This window comes from Bradyrhizobium sp. (assembly GCF_030646015.1).
Lineage (GTDB): Bacteria > Pseudomonadota > Alphaproteobacteria > Rhizobiales > Xanthobacteraceae > Bradyrhizobium.
Window position 1 is genome coordinate 115,402 of the sequence record NZ_JAUSLT010000019.1, and the last position, 25,652, is coordinate 141,053.

Sequence of the window (25,652 nt, forward strand, 5' to 3'; positions counted from 1 at the left end):
GGCTTCGTTGAAACAGACGGGGCCTCGTGGTTCGAGACGCGGGGCGATGCCGCGCTCCTCACCATGAGGGAGCGAGGGGGTTATCGTCCGAGAAGCGGCGAGATCCTCATCCCGCTGCGTGAATCGGCCGCGTCCAATTCGGCGCGACACGGCACAATTTTTGCTCGGTCCTTGCTGTTTGAATACAGACGCGGCTGTTTCGCTCAATCTTTAAGCATTTGGACCAAACCGATATGCGCTGCCTTGTCGTGGCCGATCTGCATTACTCGCTGCCGCAATTCGACTGGCTGCTCAGCGCCGCGCCGAATTTCGACCTGGTGATCTTCGCCGGCGATGCGCTGGACGTCGGGTCGCTGGTGGATTTCCGCGCCCAGATCGTCGTCGTGAAGAAGTACCTGGAGCTGTTGTCCGGCATCACGAAAGTGATCCTGTGTTCCGGCAATCACGATCTCGACGCGCGCAGCCCGGAGGGTGAAAAAATCTCGCGATGGATCGGCGACGTCCGCGAACTCGGCATTGCCTGCGATGGCGACAGCCTCGTGATCGGCGACACCCTCTTCACGGTGTGTCCGTGGTGGGATGGACCGCTGGTCCGGCAAGGGATCGACGACCAGTTGCGCGCGGCGGCCGCAGACCGCCTGAAACGATGGATCTGGGTGCATCACGCGCCGCCGGCGGATTCACCGGTCAGCTGGGGCGGCAAGCGCTTCTTCGGCGACGTCGAACTGGTGCAATGGATCAAGACCTGGCAGCCGTCGATGGTGATCTGCGGCCATGTGCATCAATCGCCGTTCATTCCCGAAGGCTCGTGGTTCGACCGGCTCGGCGCCACCTGGGTGTTCAATACCGGCTTGCAGCCGGGCCGTCCGCCAACGCATATTGTGCTCGACATCGATGACGGGACGGCCTTCTGGCTGGCGGCCGGCGAAGGGCAATGCATCGACCTCAACGCGCCGCTGCAGCGGCCGGGAGCGCGGATTGAAGATCCGCCGGCCTGGCTCACATCCTTGGGTCGGATTTCCGATCCGAGCCTGGCGAGACCTGCGTCGGCGACTGGTTGATCATGCTTTGCAGGAGATCGCCGACCATCGCCAAATGGGTGCCGTGGCCGGCATATTGCCGCTTGATGTCGGCGAGATAGGTGTTGGCGGCATTGAGCCGCTGCGCCAGCATGCGGGCGATCAGCAGCGCCACGCCGGGCTGCTGACGCAGGAACGAGGCGGCATCGTTGATCTCGTAAATCACCGAGTCCGCCGCCGTGCGCACGGTCGCGGTGTGGGGCTGATCGAGCAGCACCGACATTTCGCCGAGCACCGCGCCCGGTTCGGTGATGGCGGCAACCACAGTGTCGCCCTTGATGACTTCGAGCCGTCCCTCGATCAGGACATAGAGATGGCCGGTCCTGCCGCCCTCTTGCACGACGAGGCTGCCGGCCGACACGTTTTGCCTGATGCCGCCGATGCAATATTCGAGAATTTCACGCATCCGACACACCCCAAGGCGCCCACTTCAACGTCCCGAGCGCAAGATTAGGCAGGACCACCCCCGCCGTCGAACGGATAATGCAGCCGATTTGCCCGAATTGTCAGCACTAAACCGCTGTCTGAAGCTTCAGGCGACCGTCTTCCGCCTGCGATCGACGCCGGCCAGCAGCGGTCCGAACACGATCGCGAATCCGAAGAAAGCGGCGGTCCAGGCGAACGCGGCCACATACAGCAGCGGCTCGCTGTGACTGGGTTCGATCACCGCGCAGACCCGCGCCAGCGCCGCCACGATGATGGCAAGATAGATCGCCTGGGTGGCGCGCGAGGCGGTGAGGGGCTGGCCGGTATGGCCGAGCGTGGCGCGGCTCATCACCGCCAGCGTCATGGTGCCCGCAGCACCCGCCATCCAGGCATGAACACCGGCGCCCGGTGCCACGAGGCCGAACGCCGAGGCGGCATTGAGCAGGAAGCCTGCTGGCACGAAGGCGTAGCCGACATGCAGGATCAGCAACAGCCGCTCGCGGAAAGTGCGATCGCCCGCCCAGCGCGCCAGGCGCACCAGATGCAGCAGACCGGTCAATGCCAGCGCTGCGCCGGTGAGCGGGCTCCCGGAACTGACGATCCAGCCCACCAGCGTCAACGCGGTGATGGCAACGACGATGATATCGAAGCGGTTGAACGGCGCCGGCAGCCGGCCGGGATTTTCGCGCACCAGCCAGTTGCGGGTAAAACTCGGAATGATGCGGCCGCCGATCAGCGAGATCAGCAGCACCACCACGGCGATGCCGATCCGGATGCCGGTCTCGGCAAGCCCGTTGAAATGCGCCTCGAGGTGAAACGCGAGGTTGCCCGCCAGCAGCAGCAGCACCAGGATGACCACGTTGAGATTCTTCCAGTTGCGGCCGGCCACGATCTCGCGGGTTGCGGCGGCGGCGACCAGCGCGAGAAAGCTCGCATCGACCAGCATCGCCGTCAGCCAGCCGGTTTCGGCCGACAACGTCACGGCAAGCCGTCCCGCGATCCAGACCACGACCAGCGCCAGCAGCGGCGTGCCCTGGATCGGCAGCCGCCCGGTCCAGTTCGGGATCGCCGTGAACAGAAAGCCGGTGATCACGGCCGGCAAATAACCGTACAGCATCTCATGGACGTGCCAGTCGCGCGGCGCGAACGCGGAGAGCAGCGTGATCTCGCCATGGAACACCGGCAGCCATACCAGAATGGCGAGCCCGGCATAAACCGAGCCGAGCAGGAAGAACGGCCGGAAGCCGGCCCCGAGCAGCGCCCAGCCCTGATATGAGCGCGGGCGCGAAACCGCCATCATGACCGCTCCATGCGGCTTGAGTCAGCCGGTCCCATTGCCTTGTGCATGGTGTGCTCCATCGATCAATTCGTCCCTCGAGGGGCCGTTGTTGAAAACTATTTAAGGGGAAGGCCGCGCGTCGTTGTTGCGCCAACGCAAAGTTCCGCTTGATCGGGAGCCACAATCGCAGTCTAGATTCCATCCAAGTCGCTGATGCGACGGAGGAACCATGGCCACTATCGACCCCTCGCTGGTTGCCCATCTGCCGCTGTTTGCGGGATTCGGCACCGAGGAACTCAGTGATATTCTGCGCGAAGCCCGCTCGGTGCGGTTTGCAAGGAACAGCCCGGTATTCGAGGAGGGCCAGGACGCGCACTCCTTCTTCGTGCTGCTGCACGGCCATGTGCGCGCCACCAAGACCACGCCGGGGGGAGAACAGGTCGTGGTGCGCTATGTCGCGCCCGGCGAGACTTTTGGCGTCGCGATGGCGATCGGGCTGCCGCGCTATCCCGCCACCGCGACCGCCGTCGACGACAGTGTCGTGCTGGCCTGGCCATCGGCGACGTGGCCACGCCTGGTGGCGAAATTTCCCGCATTGGCGACCAACACGCTGCAGACCATCGGCAGCCGGCTGCAGGAAACCCATACCCGCGTCGTCGAAATGTCGACCCAGCAGGTCGAACGGCGTGTCGCCCACGCCCTGTTGCGGCTCGCCAAGCAATCCGGCCGCAAGGTCGAGCACGGCATAGAAATCGATTTTCCGATCAGCCGCCAGGACATCGCCCAGATGACCGGCACCACGCTGCACACGGTGAGCCGTATCCTCTCGGGCTGGGAGAGCCGCGGGCTGATCGAGGGCGGCCGGCAACGCATCGTGCTGCGCGAGCCGCACAAGCTGTTCGTGCTGGCCGAAGCGACATCAGGCGAAGACGGACCGCTGGAGCGGCCGTAAGCAGCAATCCTAGATTGTGCAATAGCACCCTCCTGTCTTTCAAGGAGAAATAATAAATGTCCAAAACTCCCGACTGCCCGGAAACCGGAAAACCCATGGCGCGCGATACGCGTCCCATGGAAATTTCATACAAGGGACAATCAACCACAATCGACATGCCGGGATGGTATCGTCATGAGTCTGGCCAAAGCATTCACACGCCCGAGGATCTGAAAATTTCAGATGCGGCATTGAAGGATCTTCGTCTCAAGTCGAAAATCTCTTGAAGCTGATCGCCCCGCCCGGCCGTAAGCGTCAAACCGCCCGGCTGTGCAGCTGCTTCGATCCATCGAGATGGGCGTCGAAGGCCGCCGCCACGCTGCGGACCAGAAAGCGCGAATCATCCGCGACGGCGAGCGACGTGCCGTCGAGTTCGACGATGCCGTCGGAAATCAGGTCCTGCAGCCGGGACGACGACTTCAGCATGGTTTCCGCCGACAACCCGTGCCGCGCGCAGACCGGATCGAGATCGACGCCGAAGTCACACATGATGCGCTCGATGATCTCGGCACGCAGCCGGTCGTCGTCGGTCAGGGCATAGCCCTTGACGGTTGCCAGCGAGCCACTGGCGATGGCCTGCTCATAGGCGCGGGTGCCGACTTCGTTCTGCACATAGCCCTGCGGCAGACGACCGATGGCGCTGGCGCCGAAGCCGAGCAGGACATTGCTCTCGTCGGTGGTGTAGCCCTGAAAATTCCGCCGCAGCCTGCCCTCCCGGAACGCCACCGCCATCGCGTCATCGGGCAGCGCGAAGTGATCGAGCCCGATCTGGATGTATCCCGCCTGTTTCAATGCGCCGGCGATCGCTTCGGACTGCCGAAGCCGTTCCAGGCTGTCGGGCAGCGCCGCCTCGTCGATCTTGCGCTGATGCTTCTTGAAGCTCGGGACGTGGGCGTAGCCGAACACCGAGAACCGGTCGGGGCGAAGCTCGACGCAGCGGCTGACGGTGTCGAGGCACGACGCCACGGTCTGGTGCGGCAGTCCGTAGATCAGGTCGAAATTGATGCCGGATATGCCGGCCCGCCGCAGACCTGTGGTCGCCGCGGCGGTCTCCTCGAAACCCTGCACCCGGTTGATGGCGCGCTGAACCACGGGATCGAAGCTCTGCACGCCGAGGCTGGCGCGGTTGACGCCGCCGAAGGCCAGCGCGTGGATCATCTGGCCGGTCAGCGTGCGCGGGTCGATCTCGATGGCGATCTCGGCCGAGGGCGGCACGAAGAAGGATTGCCTGACCGCGCCCATCAGATCCACGAAAGTCTCTGGCGCCATGATGGTCGGCGTGCCGCCGCCGAAATGAATGTGCTCGACCTTGATGCGGCGATCGATCTGGCGCGACACCAGCTCGATTTCACAGCGCAGCGCCGAGGCATAGACCGCGACCGGGTCTTCCCGGCGGACCACCGAGGTGTTGCAGCCGCAATACCAGCACATCGCCCGGCAGAACGGCACATGCAGATAAAGCGAGGTGGTGGCGTGCTGTGGAATGGCCTTCAGCCATTCGGCGTATTGGCCGGGACCGATCGCGGCGGCAAAATGCGGCGCCGTCGGATAGCTGGTGTATCGGGGCAATCGCTCCTGGCCGTAGCACGCGGCAAGATCTGGCCTCATCTGGTACCCGTCCTCGAATGGCTGAACCATGGTCGATCGGGGCTTCTGCGCCCCGATTTCCTCCAGCTAACCCGCCCGACGGAGGGCGACCTTGCGCTCGCTCAAACCCGGCACCGAAATGCGGCGATTCCGTACAAGTCCGGATTGAGCGAATCCTTGCGCGCGCGCAAAGAATGATTCGTCGTTCCGGGCGATGGTCGCGCATCGAACGATGAATCGGAGCCGAGGCCATGAGCCTGTACGTGCTGGACGCCTTCATCTGGATTGTCGGAATACGCGGGCATATCCCGCAAAGCGGCGAGTTCAGCCCCGTCGCGGGGCGATCGTCGGTTGGCGCCAGCGCCGGCGCGCTGATGCGCGCCCTCGCCGTCTTCGTCGGCATGGTCGCGTTGCTGTCGCTGGTGCTGTGGCTGGCCGTCTGGCTCGCCATCAAGCTGCTGTAACCGGCCGCCAGCGCTTTGGCGTCGGCGCGGCGACGGTCACCGACGCCGACGAAAGCTCCTTCACTTCATCCCCATGCCGGGCCGGCGATGGCCGGCATCGTCAGGCGTTGTCACCGTTCCGCGATCGCCACGGTTAACCTCGTGTCACCGATTCTCATCGGTGACCTACGTAGCATTGCGTAGGGGTCGTGCAGTTCATCCGATCGTTGTTGCAGCGCAAAGAGCCTTGTCGTGAAAGGCCTAGATTGGCGTCGGTAGAAAACTTCAGATGAAGGAACGATCCGATGTTGACCCGCAGAGCCGCCATGTTCAGTGCCGCCGCCGCAGTCCTCATGCTGGCGACACCAGCGCTTTCCCAGGACCTCAAGCTGCCCCGACAGAAGGTCGAGCTGGTCGCTCCGCCCTTCGTGCATGCGCACGAGCAGGCCACCAGGCAGGGTCCCAAGATCATGGAGTTCACGCTCCGGATCGAGGAGAAGAAGGTGGTGATCGACGACAAGGGCACCACGTTCCACGCCATGACCTTCAACGGCTCGATGCCAGGACCGCTGATGGTGGTGCATGAGGGCGACTACGTCGAACTGACGCTGGTCAATCCCGACACCAACTCGATGGCGCACAACATCGATTTCCATTCGGCGACCGGCGCGCTCGGCGGCGGCGAACTCACCATGGTCAATCCCGGCGAACAGGTGGTGCTGCGCTGGAAGGCGACGCGCACCGGCGCCTTCGTCTATCACTGCGCCCCGGGCGGGCCGATGATTCCCTGGCATGTCGTTTCCGGCATGAACGGCGCCGTCATGGTGCTGCCGCGCGACGGCCTGAACGACGGCAAGGGCAAGGCGCTCAAATACGACAAGGTCTACTATATCGGCGAGCAGGACATGTACGTGCCGCGCGACGAGAAGGGCAACTTCAAGTCCTACGAGTCCGCCGGCGAGTCCTACAACGATACCGTCGAGGTGATGCGCAAGCTGACGCCGACCCATGTCGTGTTCAACGGCAAGGCCGGGGCGCTGACCGGCAAGAATGCGCTGACCGCCAATGTCGGCGAGAACGTGCTGATCGTGCATTCGCAGGCCAACCGCGACAGCCGTCCGCATCTGATCGGCGGCCACGGCGACTATGTCTGGGAGACCGGCAAGTTCTCCAACGCGCCGGAGACCGGCCTCGAGACCTGGTTCATTCGCGGCGGCTCGGCGGGAGCGGCGATGTACAAGTTCCTGCAGCCCGGCATCTACGCCTATGTCACGCACAACCTGATCGAGGCCGTCGAGCTCGGCGCCACCGCGCACTTCAAGGTCGAAGGCAAGTGGAACGACGATCTGATGACCCAGGTCAAGGCGCCGGCGGAGATTCCGGCCCCCAAGACCAACTAGCCGGCGGAGATTCCGGCCCCCAAGACCAACTAGGAGACAAACTGGGAGTCACACCAGGGGACCAACTGACGAAACAGCGGTGCCGGCATGACGCCGGCACCCTCCTCCCGACGACGCGAGACGGCCATGCTGATCGCATTCAAACTCAAGCTAGCGTTAAAGCTGACCTTGGCCTGTGTGGCCGGCCTCACCGGACCGCTGGCGGTGGCGCCGCTGTTCAATGGCGCCGCAGCGCCCGACCAGATCCCTGGCCATCCGCCCGCTTTGGTCGAACTCCAGCCCGGCACCGTGTCCTATCGGGTTGCCGGCGACTTCACCCGCTCCAACAGACAGATCGAAGCCCCCTTGACGTCGGTGCGTTTCACCCGGCCGCTGTCGATCATGAAGCATCAGGTCTCGGCCGCCGACTACCAGCGCTGCGTCGATGCGGCCGGCTGCCGCGCGCTGAGCCCGGGCGTCAAGCCTGTCGCCGACCGTCCCGCCGTGCAGATCAGCTGGCACGATGCCGACGCCTATGCGGCCTGGCTCTCGCGCACCACCGGCGAGCAATATCGGCTGCCGACCGACGAGGAATGGGCCTATGCCGCCGGCAGCCATTACAAGGACGACAGCCTGCCGGTCGACGACAACGATCCTTCCAAACGCTGGCTGGCCCGTTACGAGCGCGAGTCGAACCGGGAGTCCGGGACCGACATCGAGCCGCAGCCATCAGGGCATTTCGGCGTCAACGAGAACGGCCTCTACGACATGTCAGGCAATGTCTGGGAATGGACCAGCACCTGTTTTGTCCGTTCCAAGCTTGACGAAAACGGCCGGACGATTTCGAAGAACTCGAATTGCGGCGTTCGCGTCGCCGAAGGCCAGCACCGCACCTACATCACCGATTTCATCCGCGATGCCCGCGCCGGCGGCTGCGCGGCCGGGGTTCCCCCTGATAATCTCGGCTTCAGGCTGGTGCGCGAGCACAGGTCCTGGGTGAGCGAGCTTGCCTCCGGACTCAGCAAGGCACTGTCGATCGCGCGGTCGTAGTTTTGCTGGCAGATGAAGGCACACTTTGGAACGCTTCTAAATCAAAGCGTGGAATCCCTCTAAATCAGCACTTTCGCGGCATCGAGTCGCGGACAGCACCGCACCTGCTGCGCTACTTGAAACCGGCATCGCCATCGTCGCCGCCGGAGCAGTTCTCATGATGAATTTTCGCGTCTTCACCGCAACCGCAGCGTTGCTTTGTCTGGCCTCGTCCGGTGTCACGACGGCATCCGCCGACAATGGTGAGGTCAACGTCTATACTTACCGCGAAACCAAGCTGATCCAGCCGCTGTTCGACGCCTTCACCGCCGATACCGGCGTCAAGGTCAACATCGTGTCGGCCAGTTCCGGACTCGAGCAGCGCATCAAGGCCGAGGGCGCCAACAGCCCCGCCGACGTGCTGCTGACGGTCGATATCGGCCGCATCGACGAAGCCGTGCAGGCCGGGGTGACGCAGCCGATCAAGTCGGAGGCGATCGACAAGATCGTGCCGGCGCAGTATCGCGATCCCGACGGTCACTGGGCCGGCATTTCGATGCGCGCGCGCGTGATCTATGCCTCGAAGGACCGCGTCAAGCAGGATGCCATCACCTATGAAGAACTGGCCGGTCCCAAGTGGAAGGGCAAGATCTGCATCCGCTCCGGCCAGCACATCTACAACAACGGGCTGTTCGCGGCCTATGTCGCCCGGCACGGCGAAGCCAAGGCCGAGGAATGGCTGCGCGGCTTGAAAGCCAATCTCGCGCAAAAGCCCTCGGGCGGAGATCGCGAAGCCGCGCGTGACGTCGCCGCCGGTAAATGCGATATCGGCATCGGCAACACCTATTACTGGGCGCTGATGATGAACAAGGATCCCGACAAGAAGCCGTGGGCGGAAGCGACCCGCGTCGTGCTGCCGACCTTCGAGGGCGGCGGCACCCACGTCAATCTTTCCGGCGTGCTGCTGGCCAAACACGCTCCCCACCGCGCCAACGGCATCAAGCTGATCGAATGGCTCGCCGGCGAGAAGGCGCAGCAGATGTATGCCGACCAGAACTACGAGTACCCGGTCCGCGCCGGCGTCGCCGTCAATCCGACCATCGCGGGCTACGGCAAGCTCAACGCCGATTCGCTGCCGATCGCGAAGATCGCCGCCAACCGCAAAGCAGCCTCGACGCTGGTGGACAAGGTCGGTTTTGACAATTGAGCTCTCCCGATTGCGGCCTGCTTCCCCCTCGCCTCAGCGCGGAGGGAAGCGGTCGCATGCTTGCGTGACCAGCGGCCCGGCGTGAACCGCGCCATGCCCACAGGACGGGTCGCGGCGGCTGTCGCGGTGGCGACCGCGATCCTGGTCGCCGCACCCGTGATCTCGATTATCTCGCTGGCGATGCATCCTGCGCCGGATCTGTGGCAGGATCTGATGGCCTACGTGTTGCCGCGGGCCATGCTCGATACCGCGCTGCTGCTGGGCGGCGTCGGCGCCCTGGCGCTCTCGATCGGCGCCGGCACCGCGTGGCTGATCTCGCTGCATGATTTTCGCGGTCGCGCGTTGCTGGTGTGGCTGATGCCGCTGCCGCTGGCGATTCCGACTTATCTCGCCGCCTACGTCTACGCCGATTTGTTCGAGCCGCTGGGGCTGGTCCACCGCACGCTGGCGATCTGGTTTCCGCTGCGCGACCTGGTCGGCGCGCTTCCCAATTTGCGCTCGATGCCGGGCGCGATCGTCGTCATCGGCCTCGTGCTCTACCCTTACGTCTATCTTTCGGCGCGGACCATGTTCCAGTTCCAGAGCGCCGAATTCGCAGAGGCTGCCAGAACCCTCGGCGCCAAACGCTGGACCGTGTTCTGGCGCGTCTCGCTGCCGATGGCGCGGCCGGCGCTGGCGGTGGGCGTGGCGCTGGTATCGCTGGAAACCCTCAACGACATCGGCGCCAGCGAATATCTCGGCGTCCGTACCCTGACGGTGTCGATCTTCACCACCTGGCTCAATCGCGGCAGCCTCGCCGGCGCCGCGCAGCTTGCCTGCTTCATGCTGGCGATCGTCGCCGGCCTGATCGCGATCGAGCGCTATGGCCGCCGCAATACCGATGCGGAGTTTTCCGCCGAAAGTCCGCGGCTGACGCCGCGCACCCGGCTGAACGGCATCAGGGGCGGAGCCGCCTTCGCGGCGTGCCTGTTGCCGGTGTTGCTCGGCTTCGTCGTGCCGGTGCTGTTCCTGCTGCAGCAGAGTTTCGGCCGCGGGCTACTGACGAATTTCGACATGACGCTGGGGCGCGACGCCTTCAATTCGATTGCGTTCGCAACCCTCGCCACGCTGATCGCGCTCACGCTCGGCTTTGCCACCATTCTGGCCTGGCGCTGGCGGCCCAATCCGGTGCGGTTCATCGCCATGAACATCTCGCAGACCGGCTACGCGCTGCCCGGCCTGGTGCTGGCGCTCGGCCTGCTGACGCCGGTGCTGGCGATCGACAACGGGTTGAATGCGGTGGCCGGCTGGCTGGGACGCTCATTGCCGGGACTGATCCTGATCGGCTCGGGCGCTGCCGTTGTGATCGCCTATGTGATCCGGTTTCTGGCGGTGCCGACCGGGATGATCAAGGCCGGGTTCGAGCGGATTCCACGCGATTATGACGACAGCGCGCGCGCCGCCGGCGCGGGACAGGCGACGACGTTGCGGAAAATCCATCTGCCGCTGCTGCGGCCGGCGATGCTGGGCGCCGTCATCATCGTGTTCGTGGATTGCCTGAAGGAATTGCCGGCGACGCTGCTGCTGCGGCCGCTCAACGTCGACACGCTGGCGACCTCGATCTACCAGTTCGCCAGCCGCGGCAGTTTCGAAGACGGCGCGCTGGCCGCCTTGCTGATCGTCGCCGCCAGCATCGGCCCGGTGGCCTGGCTGACGCGTTTTTCGGACATGCCGAGCGGGCCGGCGTAAAAGTCTGTAGGGTGGGCAAAGGCGTTCTTACGCCGTGCCCACCATTAGGATGATGATCGAGGATAGATGGTGGGCACGGCGCGAAGACGCGCCTTTGCCCACCCTACGTATTTCACGCGTTCTTCAGCGCGACCCGGAATTCGGCTTCGGTCTTCGCCTTCACTTCGTCGAGCGTGACGCCGTCGGCGAGTTCGATCAGCGCCATGCCGTCCTTGCCGTGCTTGTCGATGGTGAAGACCGCGAGATCCGTCACCACCATGTCGACCACCTTCTCGCCGGTCAGCGGCAGGTTGCAGGTCTTCAGCAGTTTCGGGCCGTCCTTGGCGGAATGTTCCATCACCACCACGACGCGCTTGACGCCGGCGACCAGGTCCATCGCGCCGCCCATGCCCTTGACCATCTTGCCGGGGATCATCCAGTTGGCGAGGTCGCCGTTCTGCGCCACCTGCATGGCGCCGAGGATCGACAGATCGATATGGCCGCCGCGCACCATGCCGAAGGAATCGGCCGACGAGAAATAGCTGGTGTCGGGCAGTTCGGTGACGGTCTGCTTGCCGGCGTTGATCAGATCGGGATCTTCCTCGCCCTCATAGGGAAACGGCCCCATGCCGAGCATGCCGTTCTCGCTCTGCAGGCTGACGTCGACGCCGGCCGGGATGTAGTTCGAAACCAGCGTCGGAATGCCGATGCCGAGGTTGACGTAGAAGCCGTCGCGCAGTTCCTTGGCGGCGCGGGCAGCCATCTGTTCGCGGGTCCAGGCCATCAGACTTCCTCTCCGGTTGCGGCGGCGGCTTCACGCTTGCGCGTGGTGCGCTGCTCGATGCGTTTCAGGCCGGTTCCCACCTGAATGATACGCTGCACGAAGATGCCGGGCGTATGGATATGGTCGGGGTCGATCTGGCCGGCGGGCAACAGATGCTCGACCTCGGCCACGGTGATTTTCGCCGCGGTCGCCATCATCGGATTGAAGTTGCGCGCGGTCTTGCGGTACACGAGGTTGCCGGCGGTATCGCCTTTCCAGGCATGAACGATGGCGACGTCGGCGAACAGCCCGCGCTCCATCAGATACTTCTCGCCGTCGAATTCCTTCACTTCCTTGCCTTCGGCGATCAGGGTGCCGACGCCGGTCTTGGTGTAGAACGCCGGAATGCCGGCGCCGCCGGCGCGGATGCGCTCGGCCAGCGTGCCCTGCGGCGCGAATTCGAGTTCCAGCTCGCCGGCGAGGTACTGCTGGGCGAACAGCTTGTTCTCGCCGACATAGGACGAGATCATCTTCCTGATCTGCCGGGTTTCGAGCAGCCGGCTCAATCCGATGCCGTCGACGCCGGCATTGTTGGAGACCACGGTCAGGTTCTTGACGCCGGAGTCGCGGATCGCGTCCGACAGGGTCTCGGCGATGCCGCACAGGCCGAAGCCGCCGGACATGATCATCATGCCGTCCCTTAGAATGCCTTCGAGTGCCGATTTGGCGTCGGGGTAGACCTTGTTCATGGAATACGACCTGATGGGAGGAAGGGCGCTGGCGGCCTGGGCACTGGCGGCCCGCATTGACCGGGATTATTAGGCGAATTCTTCGCAATGCGTCAATGACGGGGCAATTGCGCTTGCCGGAGGTCGGAATGCGCTTTTCCGACATGAAAATGCGCCCCCTCTCCCGAGCTTGCGGGGGAGGTTTGGGGTTGGGGCGCGGCAACGGGACTCGCGGAGACAGCCCCCACCCGCCGCGCTGACGCTCGGCACCCGCCCCCCCAAGCGGGCGAGGGAAGGAAGGCGGCCTTGAAAGCGTCAAGAAAACCTATCAAGTTGCGGGAGTTGGCCTGCCGCCCGGCTCACTTTTGAGATCGGCCCGACGTCATCAACCTGACATCAGCTTAACCAGACCCGGGCTCTAACAAGACTTGGATATGTCATTGACGGTGGCCCAACGAATGAAGCGCCTCGGCATGCCGGTTGCCGCATTTTTCGGCGTGGTGCTGATTGGCCTGATCGGAACTTCCTGGTTTCTCAACCGCGACGCCCTGCGTCAGGCGGTGGAGGACCAGATCCGTGCCGTCACCGGCCTCGATCTGGTGGTCAACGGCCGGATCGACGTCTCGGTGTTTCCCGGCAGCTACGTCTCGTTTCATGAGGTCGGCCTGAAGGGCGGCGCGACCGCCGACCCCGCGCTGTCGGTCGACGTCCTGACCGCGAATTTGCGCCTGCTGCCGCTGTTGCTGCGGCGGTTCGAGATATCGGACGTCATGATGCTGCGCCCGCATATCCGCGTCGTTCGCGACGGCAATGGCGAGAGCAACTGGACGCCGTTCATCGAGACCATCGCGCGCACCATGCAGCCCGGCGCCGAGAACCCGCTGTCATTCTCCGAAATCCGCATCCAGGACGGCCTGCTCACCTATCAGGATGCCGCCAACCGCGTCGCCGAGACCATCGGCGACATCGATCTGTCGCTGGCGTGGCCCTCGATCTCGCGTTCCTTCGCGGCCACCGGGCAATTCGACTGGCGCGGCGAACGGGTCGACGGTTCGATCAGCACCAGCGACTTCGTCGCAGCCCTGTCCGGCGACCGCTCCGGCCTGAAGGCGCGGCTGGCCAGCACGCCCTTGAAACTGGCATTCGACGGCACCGTCGCCAACCGCACCAGCCTGATGATGGAAGGCACCGTCACCGTCGACAGCCCCAGTCTGCGCAACGCCCTGCGCTGGGCCGGCCAGCCGCCGCCGGGTACCGGCGGGTTCGGCCGCTTCGCGCTGAAGGCGCGCGCCAATGTGGTGGGGGCGTCGATCGCGCTGACCAATGTCAATGTCGAACTCGACGGCAATGTCGCCGAGGGCGTCATGACCTATTCCAATGCCGGCCGCCAGACGCTGCAGGCGACGCTGGCCGCCGGCAATCTCGACTTCACCCCCTACATCTCCACCTTCCGCCTGCTCGCCTCGGGCGCGCGCGACTGGAACCGGCAGCTGTTCGACCTCAACGCGCTGACCACCACCGACCTCGACATGCGGCTGTCGGCGGCGAAGGTGACGGTCGGCTCGTCGAAACTCGGCCGCACCGCGTTCGGCGCCAATTTGCGCAGCGGCGCGCTGGCGCTCAGCGTCGGCGAGGCGCAGATGTATGGCGGCATCGCCCGGGGCTCGTTCGGGATCGCGCGCTCCGACACCGTCGCGGACATCAAGGCCCAGTTCCAGTTCACCGACGTCGACCTGCAGGCCTGTGCCAGCGAATTGTTCGGCATCACAAAGCTGTCCGGCCGCGGCAATCTCAACGTCTCGCTGGTCGCCTCGGGTGCCAGCCCGTTCGGCCTCGCCCAGTCGCTCGACGGCAGCGCCACCCTCACCGGCCAGAACGGCGCGATATCAGGCTTCAATGCCGAGCAATTGCTAAAACGCCTGGAGCGCCGGCCGCTGTCCGGCGCCGGCAATTTTCGCTCGGGCTCGACGCCCTACGACACGCTGACCATCGCGCTGAAATTCAGCGACGGCATCGCCACCGCCGAGGACATCCGCGTCGAGGGCCCGGCGGCGCGCCTGACCCTGACCGGCACCGCCTCGGTGCCGATGCGCGAATACGACATGAAGGGCATCGCCAGCCTGGTCTCGGCGCCGAACGCCGCCGCGGCCTTCGAACTGCCATTCGTGGTGCAGGGCCCATGGGATGATCCGCTGATTTTCCCGGACCCGGAAAGCCTGCTCCGCCGTTCGCCGGGCGCAGCGCCGCTGCTCGATGCGGTCAAGGACCGCAAGACAAGGGATGCCGTGCGCTCGGTGCTGGAGCGGATTACGGGCGGGCGGCCTGCGGCGGCGCCGGATGCGGCGGCACCGGCGGCGGGTGTGCCGGCGGAGGCGCCGAAGGCGAACTAGCACTGTGCTTCGCGTTCAATTTGAACCTGTGACTCAAAAACTATGAGCCTGACGAGCCATCAGGCGGCTCTATCTCCCGACAAAGCTTACTGAACCATTGATGCCTCATATAATATTGAATTAACTACGTTATTCATTGAACAATGTCGGGTTTTTGCTTATATTGAGTGTCGGGTTTTTGTAAGGGACTGATCATGCCGCGCCAGCCAACATTGCGCAAAAAAATTGAACAGCGAATCGCCCGCAAGAAGGGCGAAGACGTGTTTCTTACCCGCGAGTTCAAGACTCTCGGCGGCGAGGATCAAGTGGTACGCGCGTTGCGCGAGTTGGTGGACAATGGCCGCCTGGTGCGGCTCGGCTATGGCGTTTATGGCCGCGCGACCGTTTCGCGCCTCAGCGGCAAGCCGATACTGCATAGCCGCGACGGCTTCGCCGGTGTGGCGCGGCAGGCGCTCGACAAGCTCGGCGTTGAGTGGGAGCCGACGGAAGCCGAACGCGCCTACAATGAGGGTCGCTCGACGCAAGTGCCGGTGAACCCGGTCGTGCGAGTCAAGGGGCGCTTCTCGCGCCATCTCCGCTACCGCAACACGGAGCTGTTGCTTGAGCGATAAGCCTACCCTCGAAGAACTGCTCGAAGTCCAGGAGCATTTTGGCCTCCCGGGGCCAGCACTTGTCGAGAAGGATTGGCATGTCGTCAAGGCGCTGGCCGCCATCGCGGCCGTCGATACCGGCGATTTCCGCATCGTGTTCGGTGGCGGCACGGCGTTGAGCCGCGCTCACAGGCTCACCAAGCGCATGTCGGAAGATGTCGACCTCAAGATCGTCCGCGATAAGGCTCCAACGCGCAGCGAGCTTCGGAAGTTGCGCACAAAAATTACCGATGCGCTGCTGGGTGCCGGCTTTGCCTTCGACCCCGAGAACAAAGACCATCGCGTCACGATGTACGAAGGGCGCTACACAAAATACCAACTTCCCTACAAACCGATCGCCGAGGGAAAAGGCATCCTGCGTCCTGATGTCCAGATTGAAACAGCGGTGTTTCCGATGTGGCGCGATGCCGTAGACAAACCCGTGATCTCCTTCATCGCCGAGGCCTATGGCCGCGATCCGGAATTGCCGAAGATCGCCTGTTCCTCCGTTCTTGAAACCGCCGCCGAGAATTCGTGGCGTTGACATGGCGCGCGGGCTCGGAACTGGCGGGTCTGCGCGAGGAGCGCGACCCGACGCTGGTTCGGCATATCTATGACCTGCACATGATCCGCGACGAGTACGACGTGAAGGCAGCTGCCACGCTGGCCCATGAAGTGATGCTCGCGGATGCCGCGACACGCGGCGATAGTTTCCCGGCATGGAAGAAAGACCCGCTCGGCGAAACGCTGCGCGCGATCGGGGGTATTTCCAAGGACAAGGTGTTCGTGGATGGCTATGCGAATTTCCAACGCGACATGGTCTACGGCGAAAAGCCGGATTTCACGACGGCGATGGGAACGCTCAACACGCTGGCCGATCATCTCAAGCAGCTTAAGGTCTAAGACAACCGCCGTTCCTTCACTCGCCCGACGATCATTTGCCGCCGTCGCTTTCATCAATAAGAAGCGGGCGGCGCACCCAATCCTACTTCCGCGTCCCGTCCTCGATGATCTCGACGATGCGCGACATGTCCTGCTGGGCGCGGCCCTGAAAGACGCCGTGCTTCAGGACCAGCCGTACCGCCTGGCTCACCCACATGGGAACGCCGAGTTCCTCGCCCTGCTCGATGGCGAGATCGACATCCTTCATCAGGATCTCGATGGTCGCGCCGAAGTCGAAGGTGCGCGGCAGCACGGCGTCGGGGAAGATGTGCGTCGTTGCGAAATTGCGGCCGGTGCCATTGTTGAGAATTTGCAGCATGGCGTCGTCGGGAATACCGGCCTTGGCCGACATGGTCATGGCCTCGGAGGTCGCGACCAGCGCGACGGCGCAGAGCATGTTGTTGGTGAGTTTCATGACCTGCGCGGCCCCCGGCCTGTCACCGGCAACGACGACCGTCTTGCCCCACAGCTGGAACACCGGCATCAGGTCGGCAACCTTGCCCGGATCGCCTGATACCATCATGGCCAGCGTTCCGGCTTTGGCTCCGGCGACGCCGCCGCTGATCGGGACATCGATGACGGTGATGCCGGCCGCTGCGCATTCCTGTTCGATCTCACGGACAAACGTCACACCGACCGTGCAGGTGTTGACCAGTGTTTTCAACGCCTTCCCGGCGAGCAAGCCGTCCGGCCCGGACAGCGCATGCCGAAAAATCTCGAGCGTCGGCAGCGAGACGATCACCGTGTCGCATGCGTCAGCCAATTCCCTTGGCGACGCCGCCCGCCGCGCCTGACGCTCGATCAGCGGGAGCATGGCTTCCTCGCGGACATCACAGACCCATAATTCGTGCCCGCCGTCGAGCAACTTGCCCGCCATCGGTTGACCCATGTTGCCGAGGCCGAGGCAGCCGATGCGCATCGTGGTACTCCAGTGAGGGGGCGATCCTGCCGGAAGCGAGCCGGCCTTGGTCTCGGGATGGCGATAGAGAATTTCGATTATGCGCCAGGCGCCTTGTAGTCGGTCTGGTGGACCTCGACGATGGTGCCGTCGGGGTCCTGCAGGAAGATCTGGTACCATCCGGCGATGGCCCAAACGCCGTAGTCGGCGAACTGGATATTCTTCTCCCGCAGCATGGCCTTGAAGGCCTCGATATCGTCGGTGCGAAACGCGATGTGACCACGATCGAGCGGATTGAGACTCTGCTTGGTTCGGAATGCGACGCCGAGGTCCTGCGGCGAGATGTGAAACTCGGTCGTGCCGTCGGTCAGAAACTCGACCTTGCGGTCGTAGCCCTGCGAGGTGATTCGCGCATCATCGTAGCCTGACGCCGGCTTCATATCGAAAAGCGACCGGTAAAATTCCGCGACCGCGCCAACGTCCTTGGTCGAATAGTTCACGTGATGGAGTTTCAGTTCCATGAGATTTCCCTTCCTGTCGATCAGACAGTGAAGCTACGCCGAAAGCCAGCGATCATAAAGGTGAGCGCCTGTGTGACGCGCTGTGTGACTACCCGACGGGCAAATCAGTTCGTCAGGTGCATTTCCCCGGTCAAGCGATTTATTTCTGTTTTTCAGAAATATTTCGCTTCGCGCCTGACCCAAATCAGATCCATATCCATCGCTGTCCCGTCCCATTTAGAGGGGCGTTGGCCATCGTCACGAACGTTGGGGCGGGATGCGGTGGACGCGGCAGCGTCGGGCGCGCAGGTGGTTGCAGGGCGGGATCAACTCCGTGAGCGACCGGACGGCGCGCTGGCGAACGGTGCTGTTGCGTACGGTGAAATCGTGTGGATCCGACGCCTCGACGCTGGCGTCAAGTCTTGCGGAGGTGCTGAAAGCCCGACCGGGCCGAGGTGCCGGTTTCCGGAAGGCGACGGAGACTAGAAAGCCCGCTACTCCCGGGTGAGCGCGAGATAAGCCGTCAAGCCATTGCGCAGGGAAGGCCGGAGTGTTTCCGCTGAACCTGTATGCTCATGTGCGTTTCTTGTTGTGCGAGTTTGCACATGAGACCGCGGGTGCAGCGCGCACCCGGTCTTCCCTGCGCCCTCTCGATTTACAGGGCGGAACGAATTGCAGAACTTCGGGCGCATCGCGCCGCGAGATCGCATCGGCGTGTCTGAGGCCGTCATGCCCGGGCTTGACCCGGGCATCCACGTCTTGGCCGCGCGTCAGCAAGAAAGACGTGGATGGCCGGGTCAAGCCCGGCCATAACGAAGAGGGGTTTCCTCTTGGCTGTTTGAAAATTGAATCCGTAAACAAACACCGCTGTCATCGCCCGGCTTGACCGACGACAGTATTGATTGTGGCGCGGAGACGCCCTCACCTCTCTTCGGAGACCACGTGGTTGCAGGCGTAGCAGCGGAAGATCCGCATGGCGGCGCTGCCGATGATGGGTTGAAGATCGCTGAGATGCGTCATGGCCGCGCCGCATTTGTCGCAGGTGCGCGACGGGGCATCCGGGCTGTCAGGCGGGACCTTCGCAACGGTAGCTGCCATTTGATCGGCCTTGCTGGACGAGGAAATATACAACACGGCAATGCGCCGGGGGCGGACTTGTTCGTGAGTCTGTTGCGCGATCGTGTCCGGGCGTTGACGGCATGGTGGCCGCCAGCAGTCAATTTTGCTCACGCTCAAGGCAAAGGAAACACCGTAGAACTACAGGGGCGCCGCGCTCTCGCCCCGCGCGCTGGTCAGCTTCGTGGCGACCGACGCTGCCACGATGACGACCGTGATCAATCCCAGCACCAGCGTGCAGATGGCGTTGATCTGCGGCTTCACGCCGAGCCGTACCTCCGAATAGATCCGGATCGGCAGCGTCGCCGAGCCGGGGCCGGTGGTAAAACTCGCGATCACGACGTCGTCCAGCGACAGCGTGAACGCCAGCATCCAGCCCGCCACGATCGAGGGCAGGATCAGCGGCAGGGTCACACTCACAAATGCCCGCAGCGGATCGCAGCCGAGATCCATCGCGGCCTCCTCCAGGCTGCGGTCGAGCTTGCCCAGCCGCGACTGCACCACGACCGTGACAAAACACATGGTCAGCGTGGTGTGGGCGATCGTAACGGTCCAGAAGCCGCGCTCGGCATTGAGTGCCACGAACAGCAGCAGCAGCGACAGCCCGGTGATGACTTCCGGCATCACAAGCGGCGCATAGAGCATGCCGGAGAACAGCGTGCGGCCCTTGAAGCGTTCGCCGCGCGACAGTGCCACGGCTGCGAGCGTGCCGAGCAGCGTCGCCAGCGTCGCGGACACCGCCGCCACCTTGAAACTCATCCAGGCCGCATCCAGCATGGCGCGGTCGTTGAAGAACTCGCTGTACCAGCGCAGCGACCAGCCGCCCCACACCGTCACCAGCCGCGAGGCGTTGAACGAATAGATCACCAGGATGACGATCGGCAGATAGAGAAACACGAGACCGAGCGCCAGCGAGGTGACGTTGAAGCGCGAGATCCTGCGGAACGGACGCGCCGTCATCGCCCCGCCTCCAGCTGGCGGCGCTGCAGCCGGTCGTACAGCGCCAGCGGAACCACCAGCAGCACCAGCAACACCACTGCGACGGCGGCGGCCACCGGCCAGTCCTTGTTGGTGAAGAATTCCAGCCACAGGGTCTGGCCGATCATCATCGAATCCGAACCCGCCAGGAGGTCCGGAATGACGAATTCGCCGAGAATCGGAATGAAGCAGAGCAAGGCGCCGGCGCCGACGCCCGGCAGGGACAGCGGAAACGTCACCAGCCAGAACGTCGCTTGCGGCGATGCGCCGAGATCGTTGGCGGCTTCCGTGAGCGCCGGGTCCATCTTCGCCAGCGTGGCATAGAGCGGCAGGATCATGAACGGCAGATAGGAGTAGACGATGCCGAGATACATCGCGCTGTCGGTGGAGAGCCACACCACCGGCGCCGAGACGACATGCAGCGCCAGCAGGATCTGGTTGAGCAGGCCGTCATGCTGCAGGATGTTGATCCAGGCATAGATCCGGATCAGGAACGAGGTCCAGAACGGCACGATCACCAGCATCATCGCGATGCCCTGCCAGCGCTGCGGCAGCCGCGCCATGCCGTAGGCGATGGGATAGCCGATCAAAAGCAGGATCGCGGTCGAGACCGCGGCGACGACCAGGCTGCGCAGATAGGACAGCACATAGAGATTGTCGGAGACCAGCAGTCTGTAATTGTCCAGCGACAGCGCGGCGAAGGCTGCCTTGATCGCCGCAAGGCCTTGCGTGAAGTCGAACACCGGCAGATAGGGCGGCTGCGCCACCGCGGTCTGCGACAGGCTGATCTTCAGCACGAAGCCGAACGGCACCAGGAAAAACAATGCCATCCACAGATACGGCGCGATCGCGGCAAGCCGCGCAGGACCGGCGAAGATGCGCCGCGCGCTCATTGCTCCAGCACCAGGCAGTCGTCGGGCGTGAACCACGCCACCACGCGGTGGGTCGGGCTGTAGGCGTCGATATCGATCCGCGCGGTATTGGCCATCGACGAGCGCAGCACCGCGCCGGAGTCGAGCTGCACTCGGTAGGTGGTGGTGCCGCCGAGATAGCCGACATCGGTGACGACGCCCTCCAGCCGGTTGATGGCATGCGCATGGTCGGCGTCGTCGGAAGCCGGACCCCGGCGCGAAAGCTTGACCTTTTCGGGGCGGATTGCGACGGCGACCACGTCCTTCGTGATCGGCTGCAGCGGCGCGGCGACCACGATGGATCCCGCCTCCCGTGTCGCAATCACCAGCCGTCCGGCCTCGCGGGAGGCGACCTCGCCCTCGAACAGATTGATGTCGCCGACGAACTCGGCGATCCAGCGCGACGCCGGCGCTTCGTAGAGCTGGCGCGGCGTCGCCACCTGTTCGAGACGTCCCCTGTCCATCACGCCGATTCTATCAGCCATCGTCATCGCCTCGTCCTGGTCGTGGGTGACGATGATGAAGGTGGTGCCGAGGCGCCGCTGCAGCGCCATCAGTTCGGCCTGCGTGCTCTCGCGCAGCTTCTTGTCGAGTGCTGCCAGCGGCTCGTCGAGCAGCAGGATCCGCGGACGGCGCGCCAGCGCGCGCGCCAGCGCCACGCGCTGCTTCTGGCCGCCGGACAACTGGTCGGGCTTGCGCTTCTCGAGGCCCTCGAGTTTTACCAATGCGACCATCTCGGCGACGCGCTCGGCGATCTCGGAAGCGGCCATTCCGGCGCGCTTCAACCCGAACGCAATATTGTCGCGCACGGAAAGATGCGGAAACAGCGCGTAGTTCTGGAACATCATGTTGACCGGCCGCTCATGCGGCAGCAATGGCGCGATGTCCCAGCCGTCGAGCAAGATCCGGCCCTCGTCCGGCGTCTCGAAACCGGCGAGCATCCGCAACAGCGTGGTCTTGCCGCAGCCCGACGGGCCGAGCAGCGCGAAAAATTCGCCCGCCCGGATATCGAGCGACAGCCGGTCCACCGCGCGAAAACCGCCGAATTGCTTCACCACGGCTTCGATGCGCAGCAGCGGAATGTCGGCGGCCTCGGCCGGAGGCGCGGGCCTCGCCGGCTCCGCCACCACTTCCAATGGCGGTTCGGATGTCGCTGGTTCGTCAGTCATGTTCCCCGCCGGCGGAATGTGCCTGCACGCTAGCGGCGGATCGGCAAAGGCTCAACCCTGCTGTAAGATGACCGGCGACGGCACGACCATCCACCCCTTCGAGCGGAAGCGAAACATGAACCGGGACAATTATGACTTGCCGCTGACCACGCAATCGGACCGCGCCGCGGCATGCTACCGCGACGGCGTCGACTGCATGCTGTCGGCCTGGAACGGCGCCGGCGACGCCTTCGACCGCGCGATTGCAGAGGATCCCGGTTTTGCACTGCCCTACGTAGCGCGGGCGCGCATCCACCAGATGAACATGGAAATCGCCGAGGCGCGCGCCAGGGCGGCGCAGGCGAGGCTGCTTGTGGCCGCAGCCAGTCCGCGCGAGCGGCGGCATGTCGAGATCATGGCCGCCACCATCGAGGGGCAGCCGATGGCGGCCTTATCCGGCGCCGAACAGCATCTCGAGGAATATCCGCGCGATGCCCTGATCCTGTCGCTGCTACTCGGCGCGTTCGGTCTCTACGCCTTCTCCGGACGCGCCGACCACGACGCCGCAAAACTCGCGATCTGCCAGCGTCACGCCAGCCATTACGGCGAAGACTGGTGGTTCCTCACCTATCTCGGCTGGTCGCATACCGAAGCAGGCCAACCCGGCATCGGCCGCACCCTGACCGAACGGGCCTTGCCGCAGCGGCCCGCCAACGCCAGCGCCGCGCACGGGCTTTCCCATGCGCTGTTCGAACAGGGCGAGACGGAGGCCGGCCGCGAGTTCCTGTCGTCCTGGCTGACGACACATGAAAAAGGCAGCTTCCTGCACGGGCATCTGTGCTGGCACGTCGCCCTGACGGCCATTGAAGCCGGCGATCCCGCCGCCGCCCTTGATATCTACCAGCGGCAGATCAGGCCGACCGGTTCGCCCTATCCGCCGCTGAACGTGTTCACCGATACGGCGTCGCTGCTGTGGCGGCTGTCGCTCGCCGGCCTGTCGGGGCTGGAGCCGCACTGGCGCGAAGTCGCCGCCTATGGCGAAAGATTCTTCCCGCAGGCGGGCGCGCATTTCGCGGACGTGCACTATGCCCTGGCGGCTTCAGCCACGAACCCCGAGGGCTTGCAAGCAAGGCTGGGGCAAATGGAAGCGCGCGCCGCCGGCGGCAAGCTCGCCCCGGGTCCAGCCGCGATCGGCCTCTGTCGCGGCGTGCAGGCTTTCGCCGAAGGCGATCACGGGCGCGCCGTCCGCATCCTCGAACCGCTGATGCCCGAACTGGTACGGATCGGCGGCAGCCATGCCCAGCGCGAATTGTGGGAAGACACCTTCATCGTGGCATGCCTGCGCGCCGGACATGGCGACAAGGCCGCGCAAATAATTTCCAGGCGGCTGCACCGCCGGCCGTCGGGGCGCGATGCGGCGTGGCTGCGGGAAGCGCAGCCGGCGGCGCAGTCCTGAGCCGCAGCCGAGCTTCACGAAAATATCCTTCCATCTGGCACGCCAAAAGGAGTACTCTTGGACGTATGACGAAGCTATTGGATCAGGCCCTTGAGGTCGCGCGCAGCCTGCCGTCGGACGCGCAGGACGACATTGCCCGTGTCATTCTTCAACTCGCTGGCGAAAGTGATACACAGCCCATCACACTTTCGGCAGATGAGCGGGCAGCGATCGCCGTTTCGAAGGACGCCGCGGCTCGCGGCGAATTTGCGAGCGACGCACAAGTCCGCGCGACCTGGGCCAAACACGGGCTGTGAAACTCCGTTACACCCTTCCGGCGCTTGCCGACCTCAACTCCATCCTCGACTATATTGCCGCCAATTCGCCACGCGGAGCCAACCGCGTTCAAAAACGCGTGCAAGAGATCGTCGAGCTGCTGCTGGCTCATCCTTATAGCGGCCTCCGCACTGAGGATCCCACAATTCGTCGTCTATCGACGCCGCCCTATCCCTACTACGTTTTCTACGAAGTGGCGGACCAGGAGATCATCATCCACGCCATCCGACATGCTGCTCGCAATCCCTCCGGAATGCCGGGATCCACGTAACCGAGTCGAGCTAGGGCTTGGCGGCCATGAACGCCGCCAGCGCGTCGCGGTCGGCTGCTGGCATGGTCAAACCGAGTTTGGAGCGCCGCCACAGAATGTCATCGGGGAAGCGCGCCCATTCCCTGATCATGAGATGGCGCACCTCCGCGCCCGTCAGCTCCGGCCCGAAGGCCGGCCCGAGGTCGGCGCGCTCCGTGGCGTCACCCAGGATGGCCGCGAGGCGCGAGCCGTAGGCGGCGACCAGGCGCCGCGCCTGAGGCTCCGAGAGAAACCGCCAGCGCGCGACGGCCGCGTCGACCTCGGTTTCGAACCGTTCCCACGCAAAGTCGCCGCCCGGCAGCGGCGTGCGAGCGGTCCAGCGCGGCGACATCGGATAGAACGGCGTGAGCCGGGCGACCGCCCGCTCCGCGCGCAGCCGCGCGGTGGTGACGTCGCCGCCGAAGATCGTCAGCAATGGCGCCTTGCCGCGCGTCCGGTCGAACGCCATCGCGCCATCCCGCGCGGCGCGCCCGCGCGCCGGACCCGCCACCAGATTGGCACCGGACACCGTCCTGATCACGTCGACCAGCTCGATCCGGTCGCGGAAATAGCGGTTGGCCGCGTCACAGAGATAGCCGACATCGCCTGACGTCATCGACACCGCGGCGGGATCGCCCTTGAAGGCGTGCCCGACGGTCCCGATCAGCGTGAAATCGCGCTCGTAGGGGCTGGCGAAAATCAGCCGCCGGTCGCTGTTCTGGAATACATAGACGTTGTCGGTATCGAACAGGCGCCTGACCACGATCTGGCTGATCTGGACCGCGCCGAATTCGGGCGGCTTCATGCGCAACACGGTTTCCGCGACCGACGCGGTCCAGGCGCCCGACGCGTTGACCAGCGCGCGGGCCGTGACCACCCGGCGGTGGCCGCGATCGATCACCACCAGCCGCCAGCTGTCGAGCCGGTCGGCGCGGACGCAGCGCGCGCCGGTGCGGATGTCGGCGCCGCGCTCGGCGGCATCGACCGCAGTGAGAACCACCAGCCGGGAATCGTCGACCACGCAGTCGGAATATTCGAAGGCAAGGCCGATCGGCCGCTTCAGCGCGTTGCCGACCGGATGGTGGGTGATATCGATGGTGGCCGACGCCGGCAGCCGTGGGCGCGCGGCGAGGCGATCATACAGCAACAGCCACGACCTAAGTACCCAGGGCTGACGCTCGTCGGAATGGGCGGGAATGACAAAACGCATCGGACGCACCAGATGCGGCGCGGTGCGCAGCCAGGTGTCGCGCTCCCTCAGCGCCGCGCGGACGCGAAACAACCCCCGGCGCTCCAGCACCTGGAGATCGCCGTGGATCAGCCGGGGCGAGGCCTGCGACGCGCCGGCGCCGAGATCGCCCTGCTCCAGCAGGATCACGCGCAGGCCGCGTCCGGCGGCGTCGCGCGCGATGCTGACGCCGTTGAGGCCCCCGCCGATGATAGCCAGATCGTAATCTGCCAT

27 protein-coding genes are annotated in these 25,652 nt (G+C 64.5%); 15 read left to right on the forward strand and 12 right to left on the reverse strand.

Going from position 1 to position 25,652, the window contains the following annotated elements; all coding sequences use genetic code 11:
- Window positions 1–233 precede the first annotated feature (233 nt).
- Window positions 234–1,061 (forward strand): metallophosphoesterase, encoded by an 828-nt coding sequence (locus tag Q7T45_RS02250; protein ID WP_304866986.1) that lies wholly within the window; start codon window positions 234–236, stop codon window positions 1,059–1,061.
- Here the strand turns inward: Q7T45_RS02250 and Q7T45_RS02255 are convergent.
- On the reverse strand, window positions 1,000–1,485 hold the full coding sequence (locus tag Q7T45_RS02255; RefSeq protein WP_304866989.1) for a Crp/Fnr family transcriptional regulator: 486 nt from the start codon (window positions 1,483–1,485) through the stop codon (window positions 1,000–1,002). The genes Q7T45_RS02250 and Q7T45_RS02255 overlap by 62 nt on opposite strands.
- A 126-nt stretch (window positions 1,486–1,611) precedes the next feature.
- Entirely contained in the window at window positions 1,612–2,802 is a 1,191-nt protein-coding gene (locus Q7T45_RS02260; protein ID WP_304867152.1) for an NnrS family protein, read from the reverse strand.
- A 211-nt stretch (window positions 2,803–3,013) separates the two neighbouring features.
- On the opposite strand from Q7T45_RS02260, the gene Q7T45_RS02265 reads away from it, so the two are divergent.
- Both Q7T45_RS02265 and Q7T45_RS02270 read left to right on the forward strand, forming a co-directional pair.
- Window positions 3,014–3,736 (forward strand): Crp/Fnr family transcriptional regulator, encoded by a 723-nt coding sequence (locus Q7T45_RS02265; RefSeq protein ID WP_304866992.1) that lies wholly within the window; start codon window positions 3,014–3,016, stop codon window positions 3,734–3,736.
- A gap of 56 nt (window positions 3,737–3,792) precedes the next feature.
- Window positions 3,793–4,002, forward strand: coding sequence for a hypothetical protein (locus tag Q7T45_RS02270; protein ID WP_304866995.1), 210 nt, complete (start codon window positions 3,793–3,795; stop codon window positions 4,000–4,002).
- A gap of 28 nt (window positions 4,003–4,030) precedes the next feature.
- Here Q7T45_RS02270 and hemN read toward each other — a convergent pair whose 3' ends face one another.
- Complete coding sequence (gene hemN, locus Q7T45_RS02275) at window positions 4,031–5,383, reverse strand: oxygen-independent coproporphyrinogen III oxidase (RefSeq protein ID WP_304866998.1); 1,353 nt, start codon at window positions 5,381–5,383, stop codon at window positions 4,031–4,033.
- A gap of 230 nt (window positions 5,384–5,613) precedes the next feature.
- On the opposite strand from hemN, the gene Q7T45_RS02280 reads away from it, so the two are divergent.
- The 5 genes from Q7T45_RS02280 to Q7T45_RS02300 all read left to right on the forward strand — a co-directional run bounded on the left by Q7T45_RS02280 (window position 5,614) and on the right by Q7T45_RS02300 (window position 11,148).
- The gene (locus Q7T45_RS02280) at window positions 5,614–5,826 is read left to right on the forward strand and encodes a hypothetical protein (protein WP_304867001.1); all 213 of its coding nucleotides are present in this window, start codon (window positions 5,614–5,616) and stop codon (window positions 5,824–5,826) included.
- 284 nt (window positions 5,827–6,110) lie between these two features.
- Window positions 6,111–7,205, forward strand: coding sequence for a copper-containing nitrite reductase (gene nirK / locus Q7T45_RS02285; protein ID WP_304867005.1), 1,095 nt, complete (start codon window positions 6,111–6,113; stop codon window positions 7,203–7,205).
- Window positions 7,206–7,331: 126 nt separating this feature from the next.
- On the forward strand, window positions 7,332–8,234 hold the full coding sequence (locus Q7T45_RS02290; protein ID WP_304867008.1) for an SUMF1/EgtB/PvdO family nonheme iron enzyme: 903 nt from the start codon (window positions 7,332–7,334) through the stop codon (window positions 8,232–8,234).
- Window positions 8,235–8,391: 157 nt separating this feature from the next.
- Entirely contained in the window at window positions 8,392–9,420 is a 1,029-nt protein-coding gene (locus Q7T45_RS02295) for a Fe(3+) ABC transporter substrate-binding protein (RefSeq protein ID WP_370691193.1), read from the forward strand.
- Between the two features lie 93 nt (window positions 9,421–9,513).
- Window positions 9,514–11,148, forward strand: a complete 1,635-nt coding sequence (locus Q7T45_RS02300; RefSeq protein WP_304867012.1) for an iron ABC transporter permease — start codon at window positions 9,514–9,516, stop codon at window positions 11,146–11,148.
- A gap of 112 nt (window positions 11,149–11,260) precedes the next feature.
- Here the strand turns inward: Q7T45_RS02300 and Q7T45_RS02305 are convergent, their stop codons facing one another.
- Window positions 11,261–11,911: a 3-oxoacid CoA-transferase subunit B gene (locus Q7T45_RS02305; protein ID WP_304867015.1), complete on the reverse strand. Its 651-nt coding sequence runs from the start codon at window positions 11,909–11,911 to the stop codon at window positions 11,261–11,263.
- Window positions 11,911–12,639: a CoA transferase subunit A gene (locus Q7T45_RS02310; RefSeq protein WP_304867018.1), complete on the reverse strand. Its 729-nt coding sequence runs from the start codon at window positions 12,637–12,639 to the stop codon at window positions 11,911–11,913. The genes Q7T45_RS02305 and Q7T45_RS02310 overlap by 1 nt, the downstream gene beginning before the upstream one ends.
- A 413-nt stretch (window positions 12,640–13,052) precedes the next feature.
- Here Q7T45_RS02310 and Q7T45_RS02315 point away from each other — a divergent pair, with 413 nt between their 5' ends.
- The 4 genes from Q7T45_RS02315 to Q7T45_RS02330 all read left to right on the forward strand — a co-directional run bounded on the left by Q7T45_RS02315 (window position 13,053) and on the right by Q7T45_RS02330 (window position 16,540).
- Window positions 13,053–15,008: an AsmA family protein gene (locus Q7T45_RS02315; protein ID WP_304867021.1), complete on the forward strand. Its 1,956-nt coding sequence runs from the start codon at window positions 13,053–13,055 to the stop codon at window positions 15,006–15,008.
- 194 nt (window positions 15,009–15,202) lie between these two features.
- Window positions 15,203–15,619: a DUF6088 family protein gene (locus tag Q7T45_RS02320; RefSeq protein WP_304867024.1), complete on the forward strand. Its 417-nt coding sequence runs from the start codon at window positions 15,203–15,205 to the stop codon at window positions 15,617–15,619.
- Window positions 15,609–16,181, forward strand: a complete 573-nt coding sequence (locus Q7T45_RS02325; protein ID WP_304867027.1) for a nucleotidyl transferase AbiEii/AbiGii toxin family protein — start codon at window positions 15,609–15,611, stop codon at window positions 16,179–16,181. The genes Q7T45_RS02320 and Q7T45_RS02325 overlap by 11 nt, the downstream gene beginning before the upstream one ends.
- Window positions 16,172–16,540: a nucleotidyl transferase AbiEii/AbiGii toxin family protein gene (locus Q7T45_RS02330; protein ID WP_304867030.1), complete on the forward strand. Its 369-nt coding sequence runs from the start codon at window positions 16,172–16,174 to the stop codon at window positions 16,538–16,540. The genes Q7T45_RS02325 and Q7T45_RS02330 overlap by 10 nt, the downstream gene beginning before the upstream one ends.
- A gap of 82 nt (window positions 16,541–16,622) precedes the next feature.
- Here Q7T45_RS02330 and Q7T45_RS02335 read toward each other — a convergent pair whose 3' ends face one another.
- The 6 genes from Q7T45_RS02335 to Q7T45_RS02360 form a co-directional block, all read right to left on the reverse strand.
- Window positions 16,623–17,498 carry an NAD(P)-dependent oxidoreductase gene (locus tag Q7T45_RS02335; protein WP_304867031.1) on the reverse strand — a complete coding sequence of 292 codons (876 nt, stop codon included), beginning with the start codon at window positions 17,496–17,498 and terminating at the stop codon, window positions 16,623–16,625.
- 77 nt (window positions 17,499–17,575) lie between these two features.
- Window positions 17,576–17,998, reverse strand: a complete 423-nt coding sequence (locus Q7T45_RS02340) for a VOC family protein (RefSeq protein WP_304867032.1) — start codon at window positions 17,996–17,998, stop codon at window positions 17,576–17,578.
- 900 nt (window positions 17,999–18,898) lie between these two features.
- The gene (locus Q7T45_RS02345) at window positions 18,899–19,075 is read right to left on the reverse strand and encodes a hypothetical protein (RefSeq protein WP_304867033.1); all 177 of its coding nucleotides are present in this window, start codon (window positions 19,073–19,075) and stop codon (window positions 18,899–18,901) included.
- Between the two features lie 159 nt (window positions 19,076–19,234).
- Window positions 19,235–20,053 carry an ABC transporter permease gene (locus tag Q7T45_RS02350; protein ID WP_304867035.1) on the reverse strand — a complete coding sequence of 273 codons (819 nt, stop codon included), beginning with the start codon at window positions 20,051–20,053 and terminating at the stop codon, window positions 19,235–19,237.
- Entirely contained in the window at window positions 20,050–20,964 is a 915-nt protein-coding gene (locus Q7T45_RS02355) for an ABC transporter permease (RefSeq protein ID WP_304867039.1), read from the reverse strand. The genes Q7T45_RS02350 and Q7T45_RS02355 overlap by 4 nt, the downstream gene beginning before the upstream one ends.
- Window positions 20,961–22,151 (reverse strand): ABC transporter ATP-binding protein, encoded by a 1,191-nt coding sequence (locus Q7T45_RS02360; protein ID WP_304867042.1) that lies wholly within the window; start codon window positions 22,149–22,151, stop codon window positions 20,961–20,963. The genes Q7T45_RS02355 and Q7T45_RS02360 overlap by 4 nt, the downstream gene beginning before the upstream one ends.
- A gap of 115 nt (window positions 22,152–22,266) precedes the next feature.
- Between Q7T45_RS02360 and Q7T45_RS02365 the strand changes: the two genes are divergently transcribed.
- The 3 genes from Q7T45_RS02365 (at window position 22,267) to Q7T45_RS02375 (ending at window position 24,172) form a co-directional block, all read left to right on the forward strand.
- Complete coding sequence (locus Q7T45_RS02365; protein ID WP_304867045.1) at window positions 22,267–23,586, forward strand: tetratricopeptide repeat protein; 1,320 nt, start codon at window positions 22,267–22,269, stop codon at window positions 23,584–23,586.
- A 65-nt stretch (window positions 23,587–23,651) separates the two neighbouring features.
- Window positions 23,652–23,882 carry a hypothetical protein gene (locus Q7T45_RS02370; RefSeq protein ID WP_304867048.1) on the forward strand — a complete coding sequence of 77 codons (231 nt, stop codon included), beginning with the start codon at window positions 23,652–23,654 and terminating at the stop codon, window positions 23,880–23,882.
- Window positions 23,879–24,172, forward strand: a complete 294-nt coding sequence (locus Q7T45_RS02375; protein WP_304867051.1) for a type II toxin-antitoxin system RelE/ParE family toxin — start codon at window positions 23,879–23,881, stop codon at window positions 24,170–24,172. Before Q7T45_RS02370 ends, Q7T45_RS02375 begins: the two co-directional genes overlap by 4 nt.
- A gap of 10 nt (window positions 24,173–24,182) precedes the next feature.
- Here Q7T45_RS02375 and Q7T45_RS02380 read toward each other — a convergent pair whose 3' ends face one another.
- Window positions 24,183–25,652: a glycerol-3-phosphate dehydrogenase gene (locus Q7T45_RS02380; RefSeq protein ID WP_304867054.1), complete on the reverse strand. Its 1,470-nt coding sequence runs from the start codon at window positions 25,650–25,652 to the stop codon at window positions 24,183–24,185.

What these genes read in the sequence shown, in the direction of transcription:
- Q7T45_RS02360 (WP_304867042.1), bottom strand. Translation starts at nt 22,151, where the DNA reads ATGACTGACGAACCAGCGACATCCGAACCGCCATTGGAAGTGGTGGCG.
- Q7T45_RS02345 (WP_304867033.1), bottom strand. Translation starts at nt 19,075, where the DNA reads ATGGCAGCTACCGTTGCGAAGGTCCCGCCTGACAGCCCGGATGCCCCG.
- Q7T45_RS02280 (WP_304867001.1), top strand. Translation starts at nt 5,614, where the DNA reads ATGAGCCTGTACGTGCTGGACGCCTTCATCTGGATTGTCGGAATACGC.
- Q7T45_RS02340 (WP_304867032.1), bottom strand. Translation starts at nt 17,998, where the DNA reads ATGGAACTGAAACTCCATCACGTGAACTATTCGACCAAGGACGTTGGC.
- Q7T45_RS02270 (WP_304866995.1), top strand. Translation starts at nt 3,793, where the DNA reads ATGTCCAAAACTCCCGACTGCCCGGAAACCGGAAAACCCATGGCGCGC.
- Q7T45_RS02335 (WP_304867031.1), bottom strand. Translation starts at nt 17,498, where the DNA reads ATGCGCATCGGCTGCCTCGGCCTCGGCAACATGGGTCAACCGATGGCG.
- Q7T45_RS02300 (WP_304867012.1), top strand. Translation starts at nt 9,514, where the DNA reads ATGCCCACAGGACGGGTCGCGGCGGCTGTCGCGGTGGCGACCGCGATC.
- Q7T45_RS02255 (WP_304866989.1), bottom strand. Translation starts at nt 1,485, where the DNA reads ATGCGTGAAATTCTCGAATATTGCATCGGCGGCATCAGGCAAAACGTG.
- Q7T45_RS02250 (WP_304866986.1), top strand. Translation starts at nt 234, where the DNA reads ATGCGCTGCCTTGTCGTGGCCGATCTGCATTACTCGCTGCCGCAATTC.
- Q7T45_RS02295 (WP_370691193.1), top strand. Translation starts at nt 8,392, where the DNA reads ATGATGAATTTTCGCGTCTTCACCGCAACCGCAGCGTTGCTTTGTCTG.
- Q7T45_RS02320 (WP_304867024.1), top strand. Translation starts at nt 15,203, where the DNA reads ATGCCGCGCCAGCCAACATTGCGCAAAAAAATTGAACAGCGAATCGCC.
- Q7T45_RS02380 (WP_304867054.1), bottom strand. Translation starts at nt 25,652, where the DNA reads ATGGCAGATTACGATCTGGCTATCATCGGCGGGGGCCTCAACGGCGTC.
- Q7T45_RS02370 (WP_304867048.1), top strand. Translation starts at nt 23,652, where the DNA reads ATGACGAAGCTATTGGATCAGGCCCTTGAGGTCGCGCGCAGCCTGCCG.
- nirK (WP_304867005.1), top strand. Translation starts at nt 6,111, where the DNA reads ATGTTGACCCGCAGAGCCGCCATGTTCAGTGCCGCCGCCGCAGTCCTC.
- Q7T45_RS02350 (WP_304867035.1), bottom strand. Translation starts at nt 20,053, where the DNA reads ATGACGGCGCGTCCGTTCCGCAGGATCTCGCGCTTCAACGTCACCTCG.
- Q7T45_RS02355 (WP_304867039.1), bottom strand. Translation starts at nt 20,964, where the DNA reads ATGAGCGCGCGGCGCATCTTCGCCGGTCCTGCGCGGCTTGCCGCGATC.
- Q7T45_RS02265 (WP_304866992.1), top strand. Translation starts at nt 3,014, where the DNA reads ATGGCCACTATCGACCCCTCGCTGGTTGCCCATCTGCCGCTGTTTGCG.
- Q7T45_RS02290 (WP_304867008.1), top strand. Translation starts at nt 7,332, where the DNA reads ATGCTGATCGCATTCAAACTCAAGCTAGCGTTAAAGCTGACCTTGGCC.
- hemN (WP_304866998.1), bottom strand. Translation starts at nt 5,383, where the DNA reads ATGAGGCCAGATCTTGCCGCGTGCTACGGCCAGGAGCGATTGCCCCGA.
- Q7T45_RS02315 (WP_304867021.1), top strand. Translation starts at nt 13,053, where the DNA reads ATGTCATTGACGGTGGCCCAACGAATGAAGCGCCTCGGCATGCCGGTT.
- Q7T45_RS02305 (WP_304867015.1), bottom strand. Translation starts at nt 11,911, where the DNA reads ATGGCCTGGACCCGCGAACAGATGGCTGCCCGCGCCGCCAAGGAACTG.
- Q7T45_RS02310 (WP_304867018.1), bottom strand. Translation starts at nt 12,639, where the DNA reads ATGAACAAGGTCTACCCCGACGCCAAATCGGCACTCGAAGGCATTCTA.
- Q7T45_RS02365 (WP_304867045.1), top strand. Translation starts at nt 22,267, where the DNA reads ATGAACCGGGACAATTATGACTTGCCGCTGACCACGCAATCGGACCGC.
- Q7T45_RS02260 (WP_304867152.1), bottom strand. Translation starts at nt 2,802, where the DNA reads ATGGCGGTTTCGCGCCCGCGCTCATATCAGGGCTGGGCGCTGCTCGGG.